At 62.2% G+C, this 25,406-nt stretch carries 13 protein-coding genes; all 13 read right to left on the bottom strand.

Going from position 1 to position 25,406, the window contains the following annotated elements; translation table 11 throughout:
- Positions 1-170: 170 nt before the first annotated feature.
- The 13 genes from ACYOEI_RS35150 to ACYOEI_RS35090 all read right to left on the bottom strand — a co-directional run bounded on the left by ACYOEI_RS35150 (position 171) and on the right by ACYOEI_RS35090 (position 24,810).
- Complete coding sequence (locus tag ACYOEI_RS35150; protein ID WP_462854934.1) at positions 171-2,255, bottom strand: RNA polymerase sigma factor; 2,085 nt, start codon at positions 2,253-2,255, stop codon at positions 171-173.
- Positions 2,256-2,342: 87 nt separating this feature from the next.
- The gene (locus tag ACYOEI_RS35145; protein ID WP_462854932.1) at positions 2,343-3,659 is read right to left on the bottom strand and encodes a tetratricopeptide repeat protein; all 1,317 of its coding nucleotides are present in this window, start codon (positions 3,657-3,659) and stop codon (positions 2,343-2,345) included.
- Positions 3,656-4,726 carry a tetratricopeptide repeat protein gene (locus ACYOEI_RS35140; protein WP_462854935.1) on the bottom strand — a complete coding sequence of 357 codons (1,071 nt, stop codon included), beginning with the start codon at positions 4,724-4,726 and terminating at the stop codon, positions 3,656-3,658. Before ACYOEI_RS35140 ends, ACYOEI_RS35145 begins: the two co-directional genes overlap by 4 nt.
- A 241-nt stretch (positions 4,727-4,967) precedes the next feature.
- Positions 4,968-6,131, bottom strand: coding sequence for a DUF1559 family PulG-like putative transporter (locus tag ACYOEI_RS35135; RefSeq protein ID WP_462854930.1), 1,164 nt, complete (start codon positions 6,129-6,131; stop codon positions 4,968-4,970).
- A 338-nt stretch (positions 6,132-6,469) separates the two neighbouring features.
- Positions 6,470-6,727: a hypothetical protein gene (locus ACYOEI_RS35130; RefSeq protein WP_462854928.1), complete on the bottom strand. Its 258-nt coding sequence runs from the start codon at positions 6,725-6,727 to the stop codon at positions 6,470-6,472.
- Positions 6,728-6,845: 118 nt separating this feature from the next.
- The gene (locus ACYOEI_RS35125; RefSeq protein ID WP_462854926.1) at positions 6,846-7,397 is read right to left on the bottom strand and encodes a hypothetical protein; all 552 of its coding nucleotides are present in this window, start codon (positions 7,395-7,397) and stop codon (positions 6,846-6,848) included.
- A gap of 1,343 nt (positions 7,398-8,740) precedes the next feature.
- Positions 8,741-9,256, bottom strand: a complete 516-nt coding sequence (locus ACYOEI_RS35120) for a hypothetical protein (protein ID WP_462854925.1) — start codon at positions 9,254-9,256, stop codon at positions 8,741-8,743.
- An 819-nt stretch (positions 9,257-10,075) separates the two neighbouring features.
- Positions 10,076-10,294 carry a hypothetical protein gene (locus ACYOEI_RS35115; protein WP_462854923.1) on the bottom strand — a complete coding sequence of 73 codons (219 nt, stop codon included), beginning with the start codon at positions 10,292-10,294 and terminating at the stop codon, positions 10,076-10,078.
- A gap of 119 nt (positions 10,295-10,413) precedes the next feature.
- The gene (locus ACYOEI_RS35110; RefSeq protein ID WP_462854922.1) at positions 10,414-10,743 is read right to left on the bottom strand and encodes a hypothetical protein; all 330 of its coding nucleotides are present in this window, start codon (positions 10,741-10,743) and stop codon (positions 10,414-10,416) included.
- Positions 10,744-10,961: 218 nt separating this feature from the next.
- Positions 10,962-11,996, bottom strand: coding sequence for a transposase (locus tag ACYOEI_RS35105; protein ID WP_462854920.1), 1,035 nt, complete (start codon positions 11,994-11,996; stop codon positions 10,962-10,964).
- A gap of 134 nt (positions 11,997-12,130) precedes the next feature.
- On the bottom strand, positions 12,131-13,036 hold the full coding sequence (locus ACYOEI_RS35100) for a hypothetical protein (protein ID WP_462854918.1): 906 nt from the start codon (positions 13,034-13,036) through the stop codon (positions 12,131-12,133).
- A gap of 672 nt (positions 13,037-13,708) precedes the next feature.
- Positions 13,709-13,867 carry a transposase gene (locus tag ACYOEI_RS35095; protein ID WP_462854917.1) on the bottom strand — a complete coding sequence of 53 codons (159 nt, stop codon included), beginning with the start codon at positions 13,865-13,867 and terminating at the stop codon, positions 13,709-13,711.
- 92 nt (positions 13,868-13,959) lie between these two features.
- A complete protein-coding gene (locus ACYOEI_RS35090; RefSeq protein ID WP_462854916.1) occupies positions 13,960-24,810 on the bottom strand; it encodes a putative Ig domain-containing protein in 10,851 nt (3,616 codons plus the stop codon).
- Between the last annotated feature and the right edge of the window lie 596 nt (positions 24,811-25,406).

Raw genomic sequence — 25,406 nt, 5'->3', positions numbered from 1 at the left:
GACGGGATGACGCGAGAAAAACGCGAGATCGATTGAGGCCCCTGCGACGGGGGTCAGGGGGAAGGTATGCGCATCGGGGCCGGACACCGACCGCAGAGCCATCCGACACGAAGGAGTGTGCTTATGCGTCGTCCCCCGTCGGCATACAGAGGGCCTATGAAATATCCGGGCTAGGGTGCCGCGGCTCGCCCGGCGCGAGGCTTCGGGGTGATCTTGGGGATCTTGAGCGTCCGGACGTTTTCGGGATACCTCTCCTTGTTCTTCTCCCACCACCCGCGCCACCACTTGCCATCATGCGACTCGTCATACGAGACGCCGGTCAGGCGGCCGAGGCCGAAGTAGCCGACGCCATAGACGGTGTCATACGTGTTGTCGGCATCAATGACCGCGATCATGGTCGGGATGGCCCGCGGGTCGTCGATGCTCGCGAGCGTGGCGGCCACCGACCACGTATCGACTCTCACGGCCTTATCGCCCCGGTCCAGGCTGGCCTTGAGGTTGTCGAGCAAGAGGTCGAGGGCCCAGGCGTTCTCCTTACTATCTAGCGCCGAGGCCGCCGCGACCCTCACCTCGACCGGCCGGTCTTCGGAAAGCCGGGGGACCACCAGGCGCCTGAGTCCAGCCTCGCCCGGCCCGAGCAGCCCGATGGCGGTGATGGTCTTGGCGGCGAATTGGGTCTCCTCCCGACTGGCCCCGGCCTCCGCGGTCACCAACCATCGTTCGAGGGTCTTCAAGAGCCCCGCGTCGAGCGCGGCACGGCGGGCCTCAGGGACCTCGCGGAGGCGGTCGGCATGCCGGGCGATCCATTCGGCGAGCTTCGGCGCCTCGGCCTTCGACGCATGATCGGCCTCGGCCGCAAGCCGGCGGGCCGACCCGGCGATGACTTCGGGCAGGGGTTTGTCGCGGTTCGCCTGGTACCACGCCTTGTACGCCGCGAAGTCCTCGGAGAAATCCCGGAACGCGACGTCGCCCAGGTAGTTGATCGACCACTGCTGGACCTCGGGGGAACGGTCGCGCATCCCCAGGTCCAGCCCATCCAGGAGCCGGGGGTGTCGGCCACGCCCCTGGGGATCGGGCCTGGCGAAAGCCCAGGCCTTGAGGAGTTGCTGCCGGGAGCCGGACTTGGTGATCTTCTCCCAGTTCTCCGCGAGGATGGCGAAGCCGTCGTTGGGAGGCAGCGCTGCCAACTCCTCGCCGACGGCGAAGGCCACGCGCCACTCGGCGTCGTTCAGGGCGGCCAGCTTCTTCGCCCAGGCCTCGTGATCGATCGGGCCAGCCTTGGGCTCGGATGCGGCGTTCGCCACCTTGAACACCGGAGGCGCGACCGCCTTAATAGGTCGAGGGGGCGACGATCTTGGGATACTTGAGACTACGCCGGCGACCGTCACGCTCCCGCCGACGATCAAACACGCGGCGGCCGACTTCCAGGTGAGTGCTGAGAGCACGGCAAGTTCCCCGTCCACCATCGCGGCCACCGAAGCCGAGACCGCCCCGGCCTCCGCGACCGCCGAGACTCCGCCCATACGTCCGCCAGCGGCACGCACCGTTTGCAGGACCAACGCGTCGGGAACCGCCAACGCCGACGCCTCCTCCACCAGGGTCTCCGAGCCGGCCGAGGCCACGACCGGGGCCAGCCCGAGGCGTGCCAGGCGTCCTTGCAGCCGCCTTCGGGCCCTCGAGAGACGGCTCCGGACGGTCCCGATCGGCCAGGAGAGCATGGCGGCCGCCTCCTCGTACGACTTCCCCTGCCAGTAGGTCAGCCGCATCAGGAGTCGGTCGGACTCCGGAAGTCGCTCGACCTCGGCGCGGACCAGTGACGCCTCCTCGGCCGTGACGAGCCCTGCCTGGGTAGGTGCCACCTCCGCCTCGATGGCCTCCACGGCGCGTCGTCGCCCAAGACCCTCGCGACGCGACGCGTCGCGCCTGGCCCGCAAGGCGATGCGCCTCGCGACCCGCCCGAGCCACATCTCAAGGCGGTCGCGGTCGCGGACCGTCGTCCCACGGCGGGCCAGCACGATGAAGGTCGCCTGGAAGGCGTCGTCGGCGTCGTGAGGGTCGGGCAGGATGCTCCGACAAGCCGCCAAGACCTTCGGCCCATGCCGTCGGACCAGGGCTTCGAACGCCGCCTCGCCCCCGGCGTCGGTCTTCTCGAGGAACCGCTCGAGCAACTCCCCGTCGCTCATCCCGGCGATCGAGCCCTCGCGGCCGAGGGCGTCGAGCCAGCCGAGCGTCTCCTTGTTCATCCGGCCCGTCATCGCGTCCCGCCTCCCGCCTCGTGGTGTCCTTGCCCTATTGAGGGCGCGACGAGACGGCCAGTTCCCGGGATTTTCGGAAATCCGTCGTCACGGAGCCGACCGGGGACGAGGACCTGCGGCGAGGATTTCCTTGAGGGTCGGCAAGGGGGCGTCGCCGAGCCGATCGACGGCGGCCAGGCTGACCGAATCCTCGGGCTGGTCGCCGAGGGCGAGGCGATACCAGACGAGCGCTTCCCCGCGACGGCCCAGCCGCTCGCGGTTGTCGGCGATCCGCCGGTAGAGGTCGGCGTGAGGAGTGCTGCCGAGCGTCTTGTCGGCGTTGGCTTCCTTGTAGAGTGCGGGGGACTCGAGCTTGGCTTCCTCCATCACCCGGTACTGGCGGTCGAACCGCTCGGACTCCTCGGCCCGGCCCAGCGACTTGAGCACTCGGCTGAGGCGATAGACGACGAACGAGTCGGACGGCTCAGCCTTCGAGGCACGAAGGAAGGCGTCGGCGGCGGCCGGCCATTCGCGACGGGTCTGCGCGACGATCCCCCGGAAACGCTCGAACCGGGGGTCGCCTGCCAACGACCTGGGGAGCTGGCCCAGGGTTTTCCCAAGCTCGTCGGGGAGGTAGACCAGCTCCAGTCCACGCAGGAGGGCGCTCCAGGCGACGGGATTGTCGGGATACCGCGCGACCAGGCGCCGGAGAACCGGGAGCCCCTGCTCCGTCCGGCTGTTGTTCAGGAGGGTCCGGGCCAGGGCGATGCCCGTGTAGAGGTCGTCGGGATACTGGCGGACGACCGGCTCGAGGATCGGCGTCATCGAGTTGATGTCGAGCGTCTGGGTATCCTGGCGGATCAGCTCCAGGAGCAGTTGCACGCGGTCGCGCGGGTCGAGCTCGATCGCGTGGAGCGCCAGACCGAGCCGGTGCGAGTCCTCGATGCGGTCCTGGACGTAATAGATCCCGAGCAGGGCCCAGCCGGCCTCGGGGACCAGGGGATCGATCCGCAAGGCCTCGAGCCAACATGCCTCGGCCTGGTCGTATCGCGTCATTGCCGAATACGCCTTCCCCTCGTTGAGCCGGACGATCGAAACGACCGTCGGGTCGGCGCTCCGGACCCGCTTCAGGCACTCGAGGGCCTTTTGCGGCTTCTGGTCGCGCCGAGAGAGGGAAACCTGGGCCAGCAGCATGTTCGCCTGGATGCTGTCGGGGAAGGCCTGCAAGTAGGCATCGACCCGCGCTTCAACCTCGTCGAACCGGCCGGCATCAAGCAGCGGTGAGAGCCCGTCGAGGGTCGGCGACGGCGAACGCCGAGCCGCCGAGATCGCGAACCCGGCCCCGACCACGACGCCGGCGAGGACCACGCCCCCCAGGATTGCGAGGAGCAAGGTCCGGCGAGGCTTCGACGGGAGATCGCTCATGGCGTGGGCTTCCGGGGGTTGGCGGACGAGCGGGCGGCCGGGAGGTCTTCGGGCATCGGCATCGTCCCCATCCCCCCGACGCTCGGCTTCGATTGGCGGATCTTGGCGGCCAGGCCTTGGTAGAAGGCCGCCTCCGACGTCTTGCCCAGTTGCTGATAGGCTCGGCTCAGGCTGTAGGCGGCCTCCATGGAGTCGGGGGAGCGGGTCGCCACCGGCTCGAGCAGGCGGACCGCCTCCTCCCAGCGCCTCCGGCTCATCGCCAGGCGGCCGAGTTCCAGGCGGGCGTCGACGTTATCGGGATCCATCGCCAGGGCGCGGTTCCAGCAACGCTCGGCCTCCTCGGCCGCCCCTTCGAGGTGGTAGCTCAGGCCGAGCAGCTCCATCAGGCCCGCGTCGGCGATCTCCGAGAGGGCCCGCTCCAGATACCCTCGCGCCTCGGCCGAGCGGCCCAGGCCCATCAGGTCCATCGCGTAGTGGTTCCAGAAGAGAGCCTTGGGGAGGGGCATCGTCTTCAAGCCTGGGTCGAGTTCGAGGACCCGCCCAAACTCCGCGACAGCCTGGCTGTAGTGCTTGGCCTCGTGGTGACCGATCCCGGCCATGGTCCGCGCGGGGACTTCCTCGGAAGGGATCAGAAGCAGGCGATCGGACAGCGCGATGACCTGCGGCCACTGCTTGAGCCCCATCCGGACCGCGGCGAGCCGCTTCAAGGCCAGGGCGTCGTTCGGCCTGCGGGCGAGGACCTCTTCGAAGAGCTTGGCGGCGGCCTCCGGCTCGTTCAGGAGCACGAGCCCATAACCGCGGTCGTTGAGGTCGTCGGGGTCCAGGGAGCCGGCGTTGAGGTAATGACGCTCGGCCTGCCGCGTCAGGCCGAGTCGACTCGAGCATCGCGCCGCCATGAGCGAGGCCCGAGGGTCACTTGGCCTTGTTTTGAGGTATTCGCGGGCCGCCCCGAGGGCCGGCCGAAATTCGCCCCGATCGTAGGCGGCCTGGGCCCTGCCGATCGGATCGAACCTCGACCCGAACCAGACGCCGAGCCTCACGGCGCCGGCGGCCACGACGAGCCCCACGACCAACCACGCCCGAACTCGTCCGGGCCGCGCGCGGAGCGACCCACCCGGGACGGGATCCGGGCGGGCCGCGGGATCGCACGACGATCGCTGATTCAACAAGGTGTCGAACGCCTTCAGTTCAACGCGTCCAGTTCCCCGGCGCGACGAATTCCGCCCCACTCGTTGCAGGGCGGGACGTGACGAGATGAGACGGAGGGATCGCGGTCAGCCGATCCCTCCGTCGACAAGAGCGATGTCGTCAGAACGCGTCGGCGCTGACAACCTCGCCGCCCCTCGGGGTGGCGATGGCGTACCAGGGACGGAAGTTCACCGAGTTCTTGATGAAATGGACCGAGCCGTCCATGAAGAGCACGTTCACCCCGCCGGGATGTCGCGAGCTGGCGGAGACCATCGTTTGAGTCCCGCCCGCGAAGTCCTGCTGCGACGATGTGGGCGGCCAGCTGGTCACGTTGACCCAATAACACGACCGACGGTTCGGAGTCTGCGTATGCGAATAGATGTTGTGCCCACCAGAAAGAGCGAATTCACCCTTCCAATAGTATTCCTGCCCGAGGGTGGCCGTCGTACCCATCTGACAATCCTGCGCGGCCAACCAATCGGCGGGAGCATCAGGGGTACCCTTGCCGATATACGTATCCCAGGCGGGGCCATCATAGACCATCCCGAGGCCGTCGATAGGTTGTCCTTCGGAGCTCTGGAGCGACTCGCTCATGATCGCCGTGTTGCTGGTCCCATCTTGGAACGTCGCAATTGTCACGACGCTGTTGGCGCAGGCAATTCCTGGCTTACTTGCGTTTTGATCCATCGCCCCGGGCGAGTATGAAGGTCCGTTAATGATCCCGCCAGTAAAAAATCGCGACAAGCCCACATTCCAATAGTAATTGGTCGTGCCGATCAGCTTACGCTGACCGCTCATAAACAAAGTATTGTTGCCACCGTTGTGGCCGTCCGACGGACAAAGGAAGCTCTGGACATAGGTGATATTCGCTGTCGCGTTGCTCCGCCCCCACTTGCCGGCCCAGGCGTTCTCATCCATGGGAGGGTCATTCCAGTTGCTGAAATTCCCGGGCACATCCGCACGTACGCCGTAACTGAAGTTGATGGAGTTGTAGTCGGGCTGCTGCTCGATGTAGGGCAAAATGCGGCAGAGCACGCCTTGATCTTGATAGTTCTGGGTCGAGGTGCCGATGGTCGCCGTCGGCGGGATCGCATCGTTGGCACTGACGTAATTGTGGACCCCCAGGCCGATCTGCTTGAGGTTGTTGACGCACTGGGCACGACGGGCCGCCTCGCGGGCCGACTGCACGGCCGGCAAGAGCAACGCGATCAAGACGGCGATGATGGCGATGACCACCAGCAGCTCGATCAGGGTGAAACCTCGAGGTTCACGATGGCATTTCATGTCATCGAACTCCGAAAAACGAAGGGATCGAATCAACAAAGACACGAAAGAAGCTGGACGATGATTACGGCCGCTGTCAGAGGGTTACGGCCGCTTTCAGAGAGTTGGGCAACGAGACGAGTCGCGTGCGTCGACCGTTAACCTCACGAATTCGCGTCACTCGTGATCCCAACCGATACAATTCGGCCCGCGAATCCCGAGAGTCGAACTTCACGATGCCAGAATTGCGTCAACTTCTATTAATGTTTATAAAATAAAGAATCAGCCCCAACGGCCGAAAGCCAGCAAAGAATCTCGAGCCCCGCCGAACCATTCACCTCGCCAAGAGGACCGAGTCCTCACTTGGTTTGCGCTTTCTTTTCGTCGATCGACTTCCGCCGCTTCTCGGCCTTTCGATCGATTGCGGTCCGACGAACCGTCCGCGCCTTCTTCTGGGCATAAGTCTCGCCGGGGATGCTCGTGTCGACCCCAGGCTTGGCGGACTTGAGGAACTCGCGTTCGTTGTCTTCCTGGAAGCAACCCACGGCCAAAACCGAGAGTCCGACCACCAGCATGGTCCGGATCGAGGCCACGATTCGAGACGTCCGGTCGCTCATCAACTTTGGATCCTCACCATGATCGGGCGATACCATCAACATCGAGGGTCGAAGGGTGCGGCGATCCGCCACGCGCTTCCGTTCCTCAGGCCCGGCTTTGCCCCTCGTTCGACGTCCGTCAATTCGTCGGGGTCGGGGCTTCGAAGAGGACCTTCCCGGACTTGTCGGTGAACTTCATGCTGGGGTTGCCGTCCTCGGTCACCTTCATGGTGATCCCCCCCTTGCCCTTCTGGCCGAGGAGGTTCACGACGATCTCGCCCTGCTCCTCCATCCGGAAGTTCCCGCGCAGCCCGGAGCCGTCGTAGAACACGAGGCTGGGCATGCCCTCTCCGCCCGGCAAGGGCCACACCTTCAGGCCCATCTTGTAGTTCAGGTTGATATCCATGAAGACGAGGCTGGGATACCCAAACTTGTCGTAGTCGGAGAGGACGACGCGCTTCCCTTCGCGGTTGTGGAGGCCGTATTCCTGCGAATTCACGGTCTTCGACACCGACGCGCCGAGCTCGTCCAACCGGATGATGCCGGCCTGGACCGCGAGCGTGACCGCGACGCCGATGACCAGGATCATCCCGAAGAAGATCCACTTCAATCCCGACAGGTTCCGTTCCGCCTGCTTCAACTGCTGGGCAAGGAGCGCGGCGGTCTGTTCCAGGCGTTCGAGTCGATCCACCGACGGCTCCGCGGAGGGTTTGCTCATCATCGGCCCTTTGACATTCGAAGACTCGCGAGGGGAACCACGACGTTCCCGGGCCGTTCGAGATCCGAGGCGGGAGAGTCCGAGGCCAGCATCGCCTCCGATCCCTTCGATGGCGGGCCCCGTTATGGTCCCCCACACCCGAATCTCCGCCACTCGACGGGCCTACCAGTCCAACCCGCCACCTCAAAGCCAGACACACGGTCACAGAAACGCCGCGCGCACTTCACGAAGGAACGGACGGGGGGGAGGTCTTTGCGTATCGAGGTCGACGAACGGGCCATGGACTCTGGAAATGCCTCGCGGCAGATCTTCCTACTTGCCCGATCAACGTCCAATCGATCTCACGAGGCATTTTTGCATGCACGCACCGCGACTCCTTAGGTCATCGTGCTGATGATCCGGAGACTTCGGCACTCAAAAGGTACGGAAATCGGGATGAAATCTAAAGGCGGTAACGGGAGAAAAACCAAAGAAGACCTCACCCTCGAAGGTGCGACCCGAAATTCGAGGATCGCGAGAGTTCCCGCAGGAGTCTCGACACACTACAAATGCAAGCATCGTCTCTCTCCGAGGGCGTGGACTGTCTCTCGCAAACCCGCCAACTCCAACCGACGATTGACATGCATCCAAGGTAGTGCCACCTCAGCCGTGCATTCTTCGACGTTGTTACCGGTCTCCTCATTACAAACGGGAACACACGCCGCAACACCGGGCGGGAGAAGTCCTCAGCCACGACGCCCTAACCGCATTCGGATCAAGCCATTAGGGCAACCAACCGGCATCACCAAGGGCCAACTTTCTTGAGGAATTGACGAAGACACCGCCGTCCCCAACCGAGGTAGTCCCCCCACCCTCCTCGGAGGCATTCCGAGGGCTCTGCTATTCATCATGAATGAAAAAGTGTGACACGATTTCCACCGTCATCACGGATCTGTCATTCTTTCGCACGTCCGAATCTCAAGGTTTCGGCAAATCGGCACGATTCGCCTTCAGTCCGTTTCGTCACCCGTGAGAGCCCTCCCGCGCCTCGAACGTGTTCCAGGGGCATGGCCACACGGTCGATGGACCTCTCGAGCCTCCCGCCCAGGCCATACACTCTCCACGAAATGTCAAACCTTGGTTCAGCACGCATTCCACACCAACACTTGCGACGCACGGAATGTATCGTCCCCCTTTAGGATGAGGGCGATCCGGTGTTCGAAAACGGCAGAGGCCCCGCCGGTCGGGAGGGACCGGGGGGGCCTCGGTGTGGGGGACTGTCCGGGTTTCAAGGACTCAGGTCGATGATCTCGAGACTCGGTGCGGATGGGTGGGGGTCACTCCGAGCCCCACTCGCCGTCATGGAAGTCCTTGAACTCCATGTTCGTGAAAGGTCCCCGGACCTCGCAGCGATTGTCGTAGAGCCGGACCGTGCATCGTCGGCCATCGTCGAAGAGTTCCACGTAGTCGTCGGTGTGGCCGGCTTCGATGAACTCGAAATGGTTTCCGGGGTAGTCCTCGGCCCAGTTCTGCGAGTCGAGCTTCTTGAAATGCCCCTCGGCGTACCCCCAGTAGACGTGCTCGCCCTTGACCTTCTCCCGGGAGATCTTCACCCGAGGCGTCAGGGTCTCTTGCTGCCACAACACGACCCAATCGTCACCCGACTTGCGGTAGACGTTGGTCCCGGCCACGGCGCCGCCGTAGCGGCGATCCTCGCGTTCTTCCTGCGTCGAGTAATTCGCCCGGAAATTCTCGAACGCCAGTCCGCCGACGAACCGAATATTCGAGTCGTAGACCGAGGTGGGTCCGCAGGAGCGACGGCCCCTTGATCCTGATCCGGTCCGCCATCCCATTAATTTAATTTAATCTTAGGCGTTTATCTGTTTTGTCGTTTTCCCGCGAGAAACTTTGTCGTTCTCGCCCACATTCGAGAACGCCAAGTCTCGGGTGGCCGGACAAAGTTCTTGGACAATCCCCACCGATCTCCACCGCACGGGGTCTTCACCACGAAGACAACAAGGAACAAAGGGGAGGTCTCCGAGAGGATGAATCCCCCTCGGACCTCCTTCCGAAGTTCTAGTTCCTGGTGCCTTGGTGGCGAGGAATTCGCGGAGAGAGAGGTCGGGGAGGACGGCGAGACGTGTCGCGATGGGCGATTTCGGCGTGACGGCCTCGACCGCCCCAATTCGTCCGCCGCCGAGCACCATTCCCGCGGGGGAATCCCGTCGTGGATGTCTACGAGCGTGAAGCAGAGACGTCTCGGCGGTTGTCGCTGATCGGCCCGTCGAATGCGACGGTCGAACCCAGTGGAGATGAGTGATCGCCTAGGGGTTGGGAGCGGCGTGATTCTCTCAACGAACGAAGCTTCGAGAAACCACTTCTTAAAATCACCAAATATTCACAATCCACAATTAAATAATGCCGTACCCGCACATGAAGTCGCGTTGAGATCGGGACACGGCGGTGCGGCACGCCGCGTTCCGCGCGATGACCTCCCCGCTCTACGGTAGTCCCGCGGAAAACCGCCGACCTTCGTGCCGCCGGGATCGTGAATCGTTCCCCAGGGTCGATCGGGGGGGCGCCCGAGACGTACGGCACGCCCTCGAGTGGCCCCCGTTGCGCGCGGACGAGCGGGCCGGCCGCTCGCGACTCGGCCGTTCTTAGCTTTCTGTTCAGGGGCCGATCAATTTGACGCCGGGGCGACCGGGGCTGATCGGCTTACCATCGGCGGTCTTCTTGACGAAGCTGACGGACGCGAACCGTTTCGGATTGTCCCGGATGATGGTGGCGAATTCGTCGTCGCTGAGCTTGAGGCTGCTCTGCGCGCGGATCAACTGGAAGCTGTGCGGGGCGCGTTTGACGATCTCCGCGAGCCGGTCGGCGTTGCTCATGGGGGATCTCCTTGGCCGAATTTTTGTTTTTTCAAATCTTGATGATACCCACTTTCCGCAAGACGGGCAATCGTCCCGCACCCCGCGGGGTCGTCGGCGACCGGCCAGGCACCATGGACTCAAAAAGTGTTGGGCTTTTTGCTTTTTTTAAATCGTGAATTTTGGAATAATTGATTGCTTCCCCCGGCAGCGGCCAACGAACCCTCATTTCCGAACGCGGCTCGACCGCAGACGAGAATTTCCATCCGCCAAGAAAACAATCCTTTCGACTTCGTGGGCAGGTTCTTGAACAGCACGATCTTCCTCTCGGTCGTCGCCTTCGCAATCGCATGCACGATCACCTGGGCCGTTTGGCAAGGATGGTCGACACCACGATGAGAGCGCCTCCCCGACACCCCCGGCTTGCGCTCGTCGAGACACGCGGAAAGCCAAGGGAAAGCCAAGGACATGCAAAGCGGAATGTCAAAGCACCGACGACCCCAGGGGCTATCGGAGTCGAATCACGTACGACTCCCCTGCCCCTCGAGTCGCAATTTGTCTGCTCGAAGGCCCGATGCCCAGGACGACACGATCGTATCAAAAAGGAGCCGGGGATCCCGCGAATCGGGGGCGCAGGACGCGGCCCCACCGATCATGACATGGGCCGGGCACGGCTTCGAGTCGAACCTCAGTCGGCGGGACACCCATTGAGGTTCGCCACCCGGCCCAGGCCGAGGCACGCCGCGACCTCCGCGAGACGAGATCGGCTCGACGCCAGGAATCGCCCGAGCACGCGGCCCTTCCTCAAGCCCTCGAGCCGCGCTCGCCAGGTCTCCGCGCTCGAACCCAACCGTTCGAGGATCTCGGACACCTCGCGGGCCACCGTCGCCTTACCCTCCCGGAACAGCCGCGAGGTGTAATCGACCAGCAGCAGATAGCTTCCCAGCGGGAACCCTTCCAGCATCCCTTCCCGAGTCGAATCCAACGGACGACGATCCTCGACCGGGCAGAGCCACAGCGCGTCCTCCAGGCCCGACGACGCCTCCGACCCCGCCACGCTACCCCGACGCGATGCCGCGAGGTCGTCGCACCGCTCCTGGTCCTTGACGTGGTCGACGCGCTCCTTGATCGAGGTGTGCGGGCTCGCCTCGGGGACATCGACGAGGCCGGCCGCGACCGGGTTGAGGTCGATGTAGGCGCAGGTCGCCAGGAGCGCCTCCTCATCGAGGATCCCCACGCTCTTGAAGCGGCTCTCGAAGAACGCCCCCCGACATCGGTCCTGGATATTCGCAAGTCTTGCAAGTGGCTCTTCCAGGCACTTCATGAACCAACTGAGGCTTTGCAGTCGTCGCCGCGCGCTCGCCACCCACTCGGCGTCGGCGAGGCGTCCCCGGACCCACTCGTCGGAGACGGGCAGCGGCTTGCGGGATCGGTCGCGCGGCGGGAAGAGTCGTCCCCAGCGTCGGACGACCTCCTCATCGGACCAGCCCCCGGCCACGTCGGGGTCCAGGCGGACGAGGACGTGGAGGTGGTTATCCATGACCGAGAACGCGGCGACCGAGACAGCAAAGATCTCCGCAAGTTCCTTGAGCCGTTGGTCGATCCAGTCCTTGCGGCCGTGCTCAGGATCCCCCAGGAGGAAGGCGCGCCGGACGCAGCGAGCGATGCAATGATACCAACGGGTGACGGCCGGATCGACCAGATGGGCGCGTGCCATCGTCATCGGGGAACCTCCTGGGTGTGATCATCAGCACAGTAGCGACGTCGAGGCGGGACGTCAAGACTGCGCTGCATGTCCTTTCCTTTCGGCTCCATTGAATTCGGGCTGCGGAAATCCGCGATTTAATACTCTCTAAGTCACGATGCGCAATGCGAAATCGCATCCATGAAAACACGGAAGAACACCGTCTCATCAGCATCGATGGGAATTCTGAACTCCAAGCCGGAATCAATCTGGCTAAGATCATCAGGATCGTAAAAGAAGGGCCGCATAAATACCAGACGCGGATCTTCCCGTTGATAAACCACGACACGTTGCTCAGCATAAGCCCCAGTATCCGCCACCTGGGATCCTCGAGGCCGAGGATTTAGGTTCTGTCTCCGTTGGCGTCGAGAAAACTGCTGGAGACTCTCCACCGCTAACTGCCGAAATTGACCTGCCAATGTACCACGCTGAAACGACCGTGGATAGTTCCATGCCGTGAGTACATCGCCTTCAATCGTCGGAAGGCTCAACCTTACCCAATCAAACCAGGTCAGAACGTCATTCCCACTATTCCTGTAAATGTCAAAGATCGCCTGGCAACCGTCAAAAACGGACTCTACCCACTTAAAATCTTCGCTTTTCGCAATTGCATCCATGACTGTTTTCGCAAATTCCTCACTCCCAATATCCAGTCCAATATTAGTGCGTTCGCCACAAATTGGGCCAACATCCCAATGATCGTCATAATGCATGGTAGTGATTGTAGCCTGGCGACAATCACGAGAGAAATCAATTTTGTTGTATCTAAACTTTTTCTTATATAAATTCCTCCATACCATATTGTCACTATGTGTCGTTACAAGCAATTCAGAATCGACACGGGATCGGTCCAGAATCCCAAGAATTACATTCAAACCTCGTCGGCGAAACTCCTCATCCGTTAACCTTATCATCTCGCCATAGTGCGCCGAATTGTCGCTCGCACATACCATATGGTACAAGATCGCCATCTCATGAGCATCAGCATCTTGAAACAACTCAAACTTGATCAAGCTCATTGCTTCCTTCTTCTTAGTTAGCGTCTGTCCCGTAAGGGGTCAAAAGTTGGATGCTCTGAGATAACGAAACTCGGCATCGTCATGTGATCGCTCGAGGCGATGGAGCATCAACTGGATCATCGCCAGCTTGACGAATGACTCCGACAACAGCACGGTCCTCTCCAGGTCCAGGCTCGGCCGACGGCATCTCGTAAACCAAGCAAAGGTCTGCTCTACAGTCCACGGGATCAGTAATCTCACCCATCCTATTTCCCCATTCGGTCGGCGGAAGATCTCCACTCCTATTTCGCATGTTCGCCGAGCCATTTGTAGAAATTAGAGTTGGAGTACAAAGTCCGCGAACATTTGCGTGAGCCAGCTCACCGGACGGCCCTCCAAACCGTGTGAAAAGTCCGTGGCTGCCGCGTCGTCGATCGAGGCCGCCGTCAGCCGCGCGCGGCCGACAGCAACCCCATGCTAATCCACGACGATATGGCGTTTCCGCCCATTCACGTTCTTGTGGTTGTCTCGTCGCCGCTGATCTCCATCGAAGGTCGCGCGACAGACCGGCTGGCTGTCGACGCTCACCGTAGTGTGGGGCTCGTAGGGCTTCTCTTCCGGGCGGAACTTCCGGCGAAACGAGTCGTGGATTCGGTCCAACGTCCCGACGCGTCGCCAGCAATTGGAGTAGCGCTATAAGGTGTTCTTGGAGGGCAAGGCTCCGGGGATGTACCTCCACTGGCAGCCATAACGGAGGATGTACAAGGTCGCGTCGAGGACGTACCGCGGGTCGGTCTTGCGTGGCCGCCCTCCACCGGCTTCTCGGGGAAGGAAGGTTCGACGAGATCCCACTGGACAGAAGCGACGCTGTCCGCATAATCGCGAATTTCATACAGTCGCCACAATCGCCATATTCAAACTTGTTCCCCCTTTCGGACAGACTCTTACCGCGGACGCCAGCCACGAATCGGGACTACCGCGAAACGGACGTTCCGAATGGTCGCTCGCAGGTTCATCAGTCCTCTTATAAACGCAGGGTTAGTGAGAATTCTAGCCCGTGTTTCCGGAATTCCGATCACGGTGAGGCGACCACCGACATTTTGGGGCTCGATGGGTTCCGCGGAAAACCCTGGCCTCGGTACAAAGACACGTCCTGTCGAAATCTTGCGTGCTTTGTTCTCGGCTTCGCCCAGAACACGTTGAATATAGCGGTCATCGGACACGCTATCGGCCCCATATTTCGAGCCAAGCGAGATGATTCCTCTTTGCCCTCCAGGTTCATCGACGACAGCGTCGATTGTCTCGTACTCGGTACCATTAGCCTGAAACTTCCGCTCCATAAACTCGCCAATGTTTTTTGTGTCAGGCCCTCCAGGGATTGGGTCTGTGTTGTTGAGGAGTGCGGTGATACCACGTTCAGAATATCTGAGTAATTCGGACGACACCTCCAAACCGAACAACGTTGCCAACAGTCCGAATTCGGAGTAGAAGAGGATATTCTCGGCATTCGCGGCAATCTGGATTGCTCGATAAGCGACCTGCGTCTCGAGTCCTGCTATCGCTGTGAACGACTGGAAAGCAGCAGGGGCCTGTTGACCCGCAATCGCTGTGCTCTCTCCCATGCCGACTTGGAGCGATACGAAGTCACCATCGTGTCCGGACGGATCCACTCGGTTCACGGGATCGGAGTCGGAGTAAATGTAGTGGTTTTGCGTGATCGGATCAAAGACCAACCCATCAGAAGTGTCTCGTGAACCGAACTCGCCGATGGCCTCGTCATAGTAACGTGCTCGTAGATAAGCTTGGCCGATTGCCACATCAAACTGGTAGCCTGCATACAGGAACTCGTTCGGCGTCGCTGCCGTCGCCGCCCACGTCTGCCCGATCAGATCGCCGTAAACCTCGTACGTGTATGTATCGGTTACCGTCCCACTAGAGTTCGTCAGCGCACGGGTGCTCCCAAGTCCGTCCACCACGTAGAACGACTTCCCTGTGCCACCTCCCGCCGTCGTACGGTCTTGGAAGAGCAAGTCCAGCCCCCGTATGTAGGTCGCTGCGAGCACACCGCCCGCCGTATATTCCTCGAGCACCTGATCGTACGCTTGGTTCGGGTCGTTCAGGAACGTCATCGTCGACCCGGCGGTGGTCTCTGTTGTGCGATTGCCCGCGTCGTCGTAGGTGTACGACGTGGTGACACCGCCCGACGCGTAACTGGCGAGGTGGCCTTCCAGGTCCCAGGTCGAGGTGGATGACGCCGCGCCACTGGTGCCGGTCACTGTCTTCGTGCTCCCGTTGGCGTCGTAAGTGTAGGTCTGGGAGTAGCCCGAGGTGCCAGTGACAGTCAAGAGGCGATCATTGGCGTCATAGGTGTACGTCAGCGACTGCTGACTGGCAGGCGCCCCGGAGTCGGTGCTGGCGACGCGGTTGCCGGCGAGGTCGTAAGTGTAGGTAAAGGTTCGATCCCGGGCCGCGGCCGGGTCTTGGGTGATGGCCTCCTGAACAAGCCGGCCATCGGCGTCGTAGGTGTAATCGTCTCGCCGGCCAGTGTTCTCGACGACAACTCGGCGATTGCCGTTGAGGTCGAGAGAATAGCGATAACTCGAGATCACAACCGCCGAAGGATCGGTGGTCTTGAGGAAGGATAACCGATTCAGCGGGTCGTACTGACGAGTCTCAGTGGTTCCATTTGGGAGATTCGTCGTGATGAGGTTGTTATTGAGGTCGTATGTGTAGGTGGTGGCAAGAGGCGAGCCTAGCGAGATTCCATCGAGCTTGTCCACAGTCACGGTCTTCAGTCGGCCGAGATCGTCATAGCCATATTGAGTATCCGTATTGGTCGTGGTAACCGCCGTCTTGAGTCCCGTAGCGAGATTGTAAGTATAGTTGATCGTGCCCTGGGGGGAGGTCAGCTTGACGAGGTTTCCGTTCACATCGAAGTACGAAGTGGTTGTCCCCGCCGCGGTTGAAACGACCGTATCGTAATGTCCACCATCGCCATTGGAATCGGCGGTATCATAGGTGTACGTAACCGTCGTCGAGGCCGTTGTGACTCCTTGTGGATACTCGGTCTTTTGCTGAACACGCCCTAAAGTATCATACTGATAGGCGATCGTCTGACCGTCAAAGTCGACGGTCGATGCGAGTTGGCCGAGACTGTTGTAGGCCCAGGTCTCCGACTGAGACATGGGCAAGGTCTCGGAGATCTTGTTCCCAAGCGCATCGTACTTGTAGGTTGTCGTATGGTTGAGGGGATCGGTCACGCTGACGAGGTTGCCATAGCTGTCATATCCGTAGGTATACGTCGGTTTCGTCGAGAGGCCGGTGGCGGGGTCGATCACAGCCGGGAGGACGACGGACGTCAAGTCCCCGAACGAATTGTAATGGTAGTCGGTCTCGAGGCCGTTCTGATCCACGGAGGTCGCTTTTCGTCCGTTAGCGTCGTAGGTCGTGGTCGTCGTGGTCTTGTCGGGGTAGGTGGTCTGGAATAGGTTCCCGTCGTTGTCATAGCTGTAGTGAGTAACGTACCCCAGTGCATCGGTCGAGGCGATCAATCGTCCGGCGGCATCGTAGCTGCTCTTGGTGGCGCGAGAGACACCGGCCGCAACGTCATCGACCTCGATCTGATGGCCGGCGGCATCGTATTTGTACGTCACGACATGGGTTGCGGCATCCTTGGTTTGCGTGACGCGCCCGGCGGCGTCATAAGTCGTGGTCGTCGACGAGAGGAGTGTGCCCACAGACGTGAGCGAACTCGTCGGGTTCGTGGTCGGATTGTTGATGGCAATGACGACCCCGGCGTGGCGCTCCGTGCCGGAGGCATTTCCGGCGGCGTCATAGAGGGTTTTCGTCGCATTCGTGGGCTGACCTGGGAGATGGGGGTCATCTGTCCACAGGACTCGTCCCTGGGCGTCGTAGACGGTGTCTGTGATCTTGTTGTCAGGGCTCGTCGTTTGGATGACGCGCCCGTTCGAATCATAGGTCGTGAGGGCCACACCCCCGAGTTCGTCGATCGTCTTGTAGACGCGCCCATCCAGGTCGTAGAAACCTTGGGTAATCGTGTGGAAGATCAGGCCGGCGACGGAATCCGTGACGCTTTGTTCGGTCTGCGTGAGGCGGTCGTTGAAGTCGTAGGTGAAGACGGTATTGACGACCTGAGTGTGGGCCGCATTGTTGGGATCGACCCAGGTCCACTGGCTCGTCTTCTGGTTGCCGTTCCCGTCGTAAGTGTAGACCGTCGTCACCCCCCTGGGGTCCGTCGTCGTGGCCAGGTTGCCTTGCGCGTCGTAGGTATAGGTCGTCGTCCCATTTGGGGTCGTCTGCGACTTCAGGTTGCCGCTAGTGTCGTAGGCGCACGAGGTCGTCACCCCCTTGGGGGACGTTGCGGATTGAATGAGGCCATTGGGATAATAGTCGATCGTCGTCGTGTTTCCCTGGGGATCCGTCACCGTCTCTGGTTGGCCGAAGTCGTTGTCGGTGAACTGAGTTACGTGGCTCAGGGGATCGGTGACGGTCGCGATGCTCCCATTCGGGTAGTAGGTATACGTGGAGGAGATGGCGACGCCGTTGACGACCTGGGTTTGCGAGGCGAGAAGGTTGTTAACGTAGGTCGCCTGGCTCGAATTGCCGGCGGTGTCCGTCACACCGATGGGGTTGCCTTGGTTGTCGTAAGAGACCGATGAGGAACCCCCGCCACCGGGCGGCGTTTCTGTCGCAGAGAGGCTGGTGATGCTGTTCGAATTCGTGGTGGTGTTGCCAAGAGCGTCCGTGATGACTGTCACGCGACCGTCGGTGCCGTAGGAGACCTGGGCCACCTTGCGGCCTAGCGGATCGATGACGTGGTCGATGTCGTGTGGATGGCCCATCGCATAGAAGAACTGCGTCACGTTGCTGAGTCGGTCGGTGACGGTGCTCAGGTCGCCAGCGGTGGAATAGGTGTAGGTGATCGACTTGCCGTTGGGGTCGGTGATGGTGCCGATTCGCCCGGAACCGTTGGGCGTGAACGTGACCTGGCGGTAGATTTGACCTTGCGGCCCGCTGCTGATGATCCCGCTGTTCGAGAAGTTCAAGGTGTTGCCAACTCGGTCGGTCTCGGAGATGAAGCGGCCGTTGGCGGCGTTGATGCTGTACGTGAGCCCCGAGACGGTCGTGAGCGTATAGGCACCGCTACCGAAAACGGAGTCGGCCGGGTTGTAGGGGTCGAGATTCGCGTCGGAGGTGGCAATGTAAGTCCCGTCTCCGAGCGCGATCAACGCGATCTGCGGGACCGTTAGCGTGTCGGTGACGCCCGGGTCGGGGATGAAGTTCGGGAAGTATTCTTCGGAGGCGCCGACGTAGAGCGCGAGGTTGGTGTCAGGCGTGGGGGCGAAGGTGAAGCCTTCGGGGGCGGCGCCGGGACGGGTTAGGGTAATGTGGGTCCCGGCCGTGAAGCCGGCGAAGATCCCCTGCCCTTCGGATCCGGTCTGAGAAATGCTCACCTTGAGGTTCGAATCGAGCTCGTCGAAGCGCCAGCCGTAGCCGAAGTCGGCCGTCCGCGAGGCGTCGAGGGTGTCGTAGCTGCGGGTGATCGTGATCGGGAGGCCGGGTGACGGGAGGTTGAGGTCGTTGAAGGAGAGCGAGAAGTTCCCGAGCTTGAGCTTGCCCTGGACGTTGATCGTGCGGCTGACCGTGGTCGTCTGGCTGCTCGTGTCCGTCGAGGTGAGCTTGAGCGTGTAGGGGCCGTCGGGGAGCATCGTCGGGTCGAAGGTCCCGAGCGAGCCGTCGGACAAGGGGGCCGTGCCCGTCGCGATGGTCGTGAAGGTCGAACTCTCGAGCGGGGCGTAGGAGAGGGTGTAGGTCGCCAGGTTCGTCCCGCCGCTGGGCATCACCTTGGTCGGCGCGGTGACGACCGACTCGTCCGGCAGGGAGTTGAACGTGACGATCGGGGTAGTCGGCCCGGTCGGGGCGGAGACGATCAGGGTATTGGTGTAGGTGCCCGAGTTCCCCGCGGGATCGGTGGCCGTGGCGACGACGGTATAGCTACCGGCGGTCGTGAAGGTCATGCTCGCGGCGTTGTGGCTGTCGATCGCGAGCCCGGCGCCGTTCACGGTGAGCGTCAGCGACGAGACGGCGACGTTGTCGGTCGCCGAGACCAGGAAGTTGACCTTGGCGCCCACCGGGACGGTCCAACCCGGCAGGGCCGTCACCGTCGTGTTCTGCGGCGGCTGGGTATCCGCCTGGACGGCCAGGTTGAGGTTCTGGGTCACGCTCATCCCGGCGGGGTCGGAGACGATGACGCTGAAGCTCGAGTAGGCGGTGGTGGCGAGGTTGCCGGGCGCCGTGCCCGTGATCAGGCCCTGGGGCGTGACGGTCATCCAGGTGGGGTAGTTCTGGAGCTTGTAGGTGAGCGGGTCGCCATCGACGTCGCTCGCCTGGAGCTGGTAGCTATAGGTCTGTCCCGCGATGATGGAGTTCGTGGGGACCGTCGACGAGATCGTGGGCGCGTGGTCGTTGGTGACGACCAGGGTGAAGGTCTGCGACCCGACGGAGAGGCTCGGGTCGGTGGCCTTGACGGTGATCGTGTAGGTGCCGGCCTGGCTCGGCGTCGTCGTCGGGGTCCACGTGATGACGCCGGTGCTCGAGATCGACATCCCCGACGGCTGGCCGACGAGCGAGTAGACCAGGGGAGTGTCGCCGTTGGGATCGGTCGCGACTGCGGTATAGCTATAGGCACGCCCGACGGCGGCGTTGAGGGGGGGCGTGGACGTGAAGGCGGGGGGGAGGTTGTTGGCGACGAAGAGGTTGAACTCCTGCGTCGTGGCCGGTCCGATACCATCGGTGACCTGGATCACGATGTCCCGAGGCCCTCCGGTGGTGGGGTCGGGCGTGGGGGTGGACCAGTACACCAGGCCCGTGTCCTGATAAAGGACCATGCCCGCCGGCGCCGTGAGGAGGTAGTACTTGAGGTGATATCCTTGGGGATCGGCCGCCAACACTTGATAGGCGTAAGGCGTGCCGACGCTGGCGACGGTGGAGGGAGACGAGGTGATGACCGGCGAGAGGAGGGCGCCATAGACGTTGATGCCGAACGTCTGGGTCACCGATTTGCCTTGCCCGTCGTCGACCTTCACCGTGGCGGTCTGGGTGCCGATCTGACTGGTCACGGGGGACCAAGTCAGGACGCCGGTGTTTTGGTTGACGCTCATGCCTTCGGGCCCTGCGACGAGGCTCCACTCGAGCGGATCGCCGTCGGGGTCGCTCCCCGTGAGCGCGTAGGAGTATGTCTGGCCGACGATGGCAGCGAGCGGTGACGTCGAGGAAATGCTCGGGGGCTGATCGCTGCCCTGGGACGTGATCTTGATCGTGAAGCTCTGGGGTGCGCTCCCTCCCCGACCATCGGAGACGTGCAGGCTCACCGCATTCGCGCCGAACTGTGCGACGGTCGGGGTCCAAGTGATCAGGCCCGTACTGCTGATCGACATCCCGGCCGGTTGGGTATCGAGCGTGTAGGTGAGGGGATCGCCGTCAGGGTCGGAGGCCAGCACCTGATATGCGTAGGTTCGTCCGATCTGGAGCGAAGTCCTCGGGTTATTTGAAGTGATGACCGGGGGATGCTCGTCGACGGGAACGACTGTGATGAAGAACGTCTGGAGAGTATAGCCGCCATGGGTGTCTGTAACACGGAGGATCACGCCATGTGACGTGGTCGCGGTCCACGTGATCAGCCCTGTCGAATGATCGATCGTCATTCCTGAAGGATAGGAATCGAAGGTATAGGTGAGAGAATCGCCATTCGGGTCGGTCGCATGGGCAGCATATTGATACGCACCATTAGCCACGATGATTTTGCTGGGGAGTGTGGTAATCGTGGGAGGATAATTTTCGTCGGTGACGGTGATCTGGAAGGACTGGACAGCATCGCCTCCGCGGCCATCGTCCACGCGCAGAATCACCTGATTGGTTCCGATTTGATCTCGGGTGGGCGTCCAGGTGACAACACCCGTGAGCGGATTGACCTCCATCCCGTCCGGTTTGACGGTGAGGCTGTAATTCATGGCCTCGTGGTCGAGGTCACCCGCATAGCTCGTATAGATATAGGCGGTGCCCACATTCGCGGTGGCCGGCGCGGTCGTCGTGAAGGCGGGGAGTTGGTCGACGCCGAGGGGGTTGTTCTGGCTGTTGAGGAAATCGTAGCCGGTGCGGACCTGCCCTCCCGTCAGCGTTATGGTGTAGGTGCTCGGGACGGGCTTGACCAGGCTCCACCCGGGCTGGGAGAGTTCGGCCAGCGTGTAAGTCCCGGAGGCGACGTTGCGGAAAACGTAATTCCCGTTGCGATCGGAGCTTGCCGTAGGCTCGTTGGTGTCGAGCAGGCCGTTGTTGTTCAGGTCGAGATACATCTTCCAGCGCACCGACGGGGTACGCGCGTCGTCGATCGGCCCCAGGCCCATGGGGGCGAAAGTGACGTGTTCCCAGTGGCCGGTCTGGGCCGAGCCGCTCGCGAGGATGATGGGCTCGGTCCGCAACTTCGTGCCGTCCCACGAGAGGCGATAGAGGGCCGACGGCGACTGCGGAGTTCCGCTGCTGTTGTTCTCGACGTCCCCCGAATCGTTTCGATCCTCCTGGACCAAGAGGATGTCGCCGACCATGGACGTGAAATCGGAAGCCGGGGCGCCGAAGAGGTTACTTCCCTGATTGACGCCGTAGAAGTTCGAGTTGGCGGGGATGAGATCGAGGGTCTCGAGGTCGCTGATCCCCAGGTCGTAGTAGGTGGTATGTCCCAGGGTGTCGATCGACCAGACCCCCTTCTGCATTTCGGCGGTGGCGACGATTTTACCGGCAAGCGGCCCGTAGCGGTTGGGGTCGTTGGGGAGGACGGCGACACCTTCGAGGAAGTGGCCCACGTCCGCCAGATGGGTGGCGGTCCCCTGGGCGGTGACCTCCCAGATCCCGCCGGTTGTGGTCACGACAATAAGCTGGTAGCCGAAGAGGCCGGTGGTGTCAAACGTGAGGTCGCCACGGAGCAAGCCGGCCTCGCCGGGGAGAGTCACCCAGTCTTTGATGAGGGTCTGGCCGTTGTCGGTGATCCGCGAGACCTGGCCGTCGGCGCCATTCCCCGTGAAGAGGTCGCCCGGAGTAAAGCCGCCGAGGTTCCCCGACCGCGCCGAGGCGATCTCGATCTCGTCGGTCAGCCCGTGAACGTCCGAGAAGGTAGACGCCGAACCATCGCTGGCAATCCGGGCGAAGTTGTTCGGCGTACCGTCGGTGTTGGAGTTGACCGAGACGATCAGCGAATTAAGGCTCTCGTCATAGGCAATACCGGTCGGCTGGGAGAGCCCGGTGTTGATCGGCGAGAGGCTCACCTGCCCGGGGACCAGGGGTTGCCAGGTATGGGCCGTCACCCCGTTGTTCGTGACGACGACCGCGGAGACGTGGCCATGGATCTCGTTCGTGTTGGTGACGGCGATAACGAAGCTTTGCGTACCAAAGAGGCCGTGACCGTCATCGACCCGGACCGTGACGTTGTACGCCCCCAGGGCGACGCCCGATGTACTCCAGGTGATCTGTCCCCCGATCCTATCGATCGTCATGCCCGTTGGGAAAGTGGTCAGGGAGTAACTCAGGGAGTCGTTGTCCGGGTCGACGGCGGTGACGTCGTATTCGTAGGGCTGCCCGGAGACGACGGAGGTGATCGCGGCGCTAGTGATCGCGGGCGGGTGGTCCCCGGCTGTAGGGTGGACGACGACCGTATAGGTCTGCGTGGCGGTCCCCCCATTGCCGTCGTCGACCTTCACGGTGACCTGCTGGTTCCCGAGCTGCGCGAGCGTCGGGTTCCACTGGACCAGGCCCGAGGCCGAGTCGGGGATCGCCAACCCAGCGGGACCGGTGGTGATCGTGTAGGTCAAGGCGTCGCCGTTGGGATCCGTGGCGATCGCTTGATACGTGTAGGGGGTGCCGATGTAGGCGTCGACGACAGGAATCGAGACGAACAGCGGAGGTTGGTTGGGCGGTGTCGAGACCACCGTCAGGGTGAACGACTGGGTCACGACGCCGCCCCGGCCGTCGTCAACCTGGAACTGGACGTTCTGGCTGCCGACATCCCCGCTCGTGGGGGTTCCGGACATCCGGCCCGACCCCGGGTCAAAGGACATCCAACTGGGGCCGGTCACGAGCTTGAAATGGAGTGGGTCATTCTCCGGATCGATGACGGTCGGATTGTAGGTATAGGTCTTGTTGCTGGGAGTCGTAACGGCCGGCGTCGAGGTGATCGTGGGAGGCCGATCCACGGCGAAGTTATAGCCCGAGGCGCCCGGAGGAGGCGACCCGGTCAGGGTCACGTTGGTGATCTGCCCGAATCCCGCCATCCCGCCTGCCGACCCGACGACCGCCTTCTCATCGAGGTATCCCGTGGGATGAGTCTCGACAATCCGGTAGGACCCCGCGGCCACGTTATTGAACGTGTAGAGGCCCTTGGAATCGGTCGTCGTCGTCGCGACGACCGCCAGGGTCGTCTGGTTGACGAGCGAGACGGACACCCCGCCGACCCCGACCGCGGCCGGGCCCGAATCGCCCGCCCCCGCGGCCCCGATGAACTTGTCGAAGACGGATCCGCTGAGCGATCCCGGAGGAGGCGGTTGAGGAGTCTCCGGTGGGCCGGGAAACGGCCACGTCGCCGTCGGGCCGCCGCCGTCGTCGAAGATGCTCACCGTGATGGTGTGGGGACCGGCGGACAGGTTGGGGACGTTCCCCCAAGCATAGACGGTGTTCCCGACGATGAGGCCCGCCGACGTCGTACCGTCGTCCCACTGGATCTTCGCGGTCATGTCGGGGTCGGGCACGGACGGGTCGAGCGTCGCGCCGACGAGCGTGGCGACGGGGAACGCGGTCTCGATCCCTGCATTGATCGTGCCGACATTCCCCCCGCCCACGACGAGCGTGAGGGTCGGTTCGGTAACGACCATCGTATCGCTCGCGCTGGCGCTCTGCCCGTCGTCGGTGACGGTCACCTTGGGCGCGTAGGTCGCTTCTTCGGCGTAGGTGTGCGTCCCGACGATGCTCGTCCCCGAGATCGAGCCCGGCGACGTCTTCCCGTCTCCCCAGTTGATGGTGACCGAGCAATCCGGATCCTGGCCCAACAAGACGGAATTGGCGACCGTGGCGACCGTGCCGGTGAAGGACTGGCCTTCGACGGCGTTCAACGTACCGGCCCCGATCAGCCCCAGCGTCGGCTCGGCGACGATGATCGTATCAGTCACATAGTAATAGGTATCCAAATCGCCAGCGTCTTCCCCGTCATCGGACGCCGTCTGCACTTTCAGGGTCACCGTATAGGTGCCGTCTTCTACGTACGTATGCTGCCCGTGATAAATGTAGTTACTATCGTCGTTCAACCTGGCCCCATTACCACCCCATCGCGTCCCGTCGCCCCAGTCGATGCTGGAAATGTACAGGCCGTCATCGGGATCGAGTGGAGGCGTGAACTGGAACGAGGCCAGCGCGGCGTTGAAGGGTTGCCCTTCGACCTCGTTGATGATCCCGGTCGGCACGACCAACTCCGGGCCGGCCGGATCGGTCACCACCGCCACGATGACGGCGCTCGCCGTGCTCCCGTCGTCATCATGGAGCGTCACCGTGATCCGAAAGCGCCCGGGCTCATAGCCGTGACTGTAGGTCCCCGAGATCGTGACATACCCACCCGCCGAGAGCGAGAGGGTCCCGGCGGTCATCGTGCCATCGCCCCAGTCGATCGTCGCCGAATACTCATTCACATCGAGCGGGTCAACGGTGGGCTGGACCTCGGCAAGATCCTGGAACGTGGCCAACGTCCCAGAGACCGATTGCTCTTCGTTCAGGGAAAAGTCCGCGTGCGTGCTCGTGACGATTAATGGTGCGTCGGCGACATTGGCCAGACTGGTGCCTGTCCAAGGACCTGTCGCTTGTCCGCGATAGGGAGTAACTGAGAGGGAAATGGTGTAGGCGCCCGCCTCGGCATAAGCGTGGCTAGACGTGATCACGGCACTATTGTAAACGTCGTGGCCATTGCCATCGGGTGTGAAGTCCGTGACCCTCTGAGAACTCACTGAGCCGTCGCCCCAAAGGATCTCGACTGCAGCAGCACTAGAGAAAGCATTCAAGATACCGGAAATGGTACCAACGGTACCGGAGAATCCTTGGCCCTCGGTCATATCAATCGAAACACCAGTTACCGTAAGCGAATCGTCAACGCTTTCGGCTTTTACCCCAGACAGATTTTCTGACCCCGTATTCGGCCCACCAGAGACGACGGCCGACGGATGCGAATCGAGTCCAGGTTTTGAGGATAATGGACTGGTCATCGCCGGGTCAGTAGTCACCACGCCCGTCCAAGCGCCCCACGGAAATCGTTCCGGCCGCTGGCCCCGATGTCCCCGGTGATGCA

Source organism: Singulisphaera rosea, from assembly GCF_054877945.1.
This window is presented reverse-complemented; position numbering and strand designations above follow the sequence as displayed.